This is a genomic window from Streptomyces sp. NPDC059455 (genome assembly GCF_042750115.1).
Taxonomy (GTDB): domain Bacteria; phylum Actinomycetota; class Actinomycetes; order Streptomycetales; family Streptomycetaceae; genus Streptomyces; species Streptomyces endocoffeicus.
This window is the reverse complement of sequence record NZ_JBHYVB010000291.1, coordinates 1-1908: the sequence shown is the minus strand read 5'-3', so window position 1 is coordinate 1908 and position 1908 is coordinate 1. Positions and strand designations below refer to the sequence as shown.

Below are 1908 nucleotides of genomic sequence, written 5' to 3'. Positions count from 1 at the left end.
ATGGCCGCGGCCACCGACCGCGGGGGGCCCCGCCCAAGGGTGTGCCGGTCGCGGGGCTGACCCGCCACCCCGGCGGCCAGCGCCGCCGCGACGCTGCCGGTCCGCAGCGGCCGGCCGAGGATCTCGATCCGCCCGCCGGTGGGCCGGTGCAGACCGGCCAGGGCGGCGCCGAACTGATGGCTGCCGGAGCCGGCCAGTCCGGCGAGGCCCACCACCTCCCCGGCCGCGAGGCTGAGGCTGACGTCGTGGAAGTACGGCCCGCTGAGCCGGTCGACCCGCACCGCCACCGGCCCCGGGGCGCCCGGCCGCGGCGGGGCGGCGCGGGCCGGGGCGCGGTACGGTTCGGCGGGCCCGCCCGTCATGGCCTCGATCAGCGCCCGGGTGGGGAGTTCGCCGACCGGTGCGGTGATGATCCGGCGGGCGTCCCGCAGGACGGTGACGGTCCGGCAGACCTCGTAGATCTCGCCCAGCCGGTGCGAGATGTAGAGGAAGGTGACCCCGGCGTCCTGGAGCCGCCGCATATGGCCGAACAGCCGTGCGGCGGCCCGGCCGTCGAGCTGGGCCGTGGGCTCGTCGAGGATGATGAAGCGGGTGCCGCGGGACAGTGCGCGGGCGATCTCCACCATCTTGGCGTCCTCGACGCTCAGGATCCGCGCCACGGCGTTCTCGGGCACCGCCACGCCCCAGGTGTCCAGCAGGGCGCGGGCCTCCCGGCGCAGCCGCCGCCAACTGACCGGCAGCCCCCGGGAGGTGACTGGACGGCGGCCGAGGAACAGGTTCTCCGCGACCGTCAGTTCGCCGATGACCGTCGAGCGTTGGTGCACACAGGCCACCCGGCGGTCCCACGCCGCCCGGTCGGCGGGGGCGGGGGCGGGCTCGCCGTCGTAGGCCACCGTCCCCGCGTCCGGCCGCTCGAGACCGGTGAGGATCGCGACCAGCGTGGACTTGCCCGCGCCGTTGCGGCCGACGAGGCCGTGCGAGGCGCCCGCCCGTACGGCGATCCCGGCGTCCCGCAGGGCCACCGTGGGCCCGTACCGCTTGGTGATCCCGCGCGCCTCGGCCAGCGGGGGTGGCTCCTCGGTCATGCCCGGTTGCCCCACAGGGAGCGGTCGTCGACATTGGCCCGGGTCACCAGCGGGGCGGGCAGCTGGTCCTCCAGATTGCCGCCGCGCAGCCGGACGATGGTGCTGCCGTGGCCGGTCGGCCCGGTCCGGAAGGGCTTCCCGGTCATGGCCTGTTTGATGTAGCGCATGCCGTAGGCGGCGTAGAGGTCCACCGGCTGGGAGACGGTGGCGTCGATGAGGCCCTTACGGATCGCGTCCAGCTCCTGCGGAATCCCGTCGTTGGAGACGATGGCGATATGGCCGCGCCGGCCCACCGGGACCAGGGCGCGGTGGCGCTGGAGGGTGCGCAGGGTGGGCGCCAGATAGACGCCGCCGGCCTGGAGGTAGATGCCCTTGATGTCGGGGTGGGCGCTGTAGAGGGCCTCCAGACCGGCCGCTGCCTTCTCCGCCTGCCAGTCGGCCGCGATGTCCAGGATCTTGATGTCCGGGTAGTGCCGCGCCATGCAGCGGTCGAAGGCGGCCGTGCGGTCCCGGCCGTTGACCGAGGCCAGATCGCCCTCGATCTGCACCACCGTGCCCCGCCGCACGGCGCGGCCGAGGCTGTGGCACGCCTTGACGCCGTACGCGCGGTTGTCGGCCCGGACCACGATGGCCACCCTGCCCCGGTCGGGGGCCACATCGACGGCGACCACCGGCACATGGGCGCGCCGGGCGGCGCTCAGCCCGGGGCCGATGGCGGCGGAGTCGATCGGGGTGGAGCCCCCAACCCTGACGTCCGGGGCCCGCAGAGTGTCGGTGGGGGGTATCTGTTTGCGGGGGGCGGTTTAGGAGGTGTCCGGCGGCA

At 75.2% G+C, this 1908-nt stretch carries 1 protein-coding gene and 1 pseudogene; both read right to left on the bottom strand.

The genetic code is table 11. The features are described 5' to 3' along the window. Positions 1–1085 (bottom strand): ATP-binding cassette domain-containing protein (locus tag ACFXB5_RS49395; protein WP_385221540.1); only part of this gene is annotated, 1085 nt, incomplete at its 3' end. After that, positions 1082–1816: pseudogene (locus ACFXB5_RS49390) on the bottom strand (sugar ABC transporter substrate-binding protein); the annotation flags it as partial. The pseudogene ACFXB5_RS49390 and the gene ACFXB5_RS49395, both read right to left, overlap by 4 nt. Between the last annotated feature and the right edge of the window lie 92 nt (positions 1817–1908).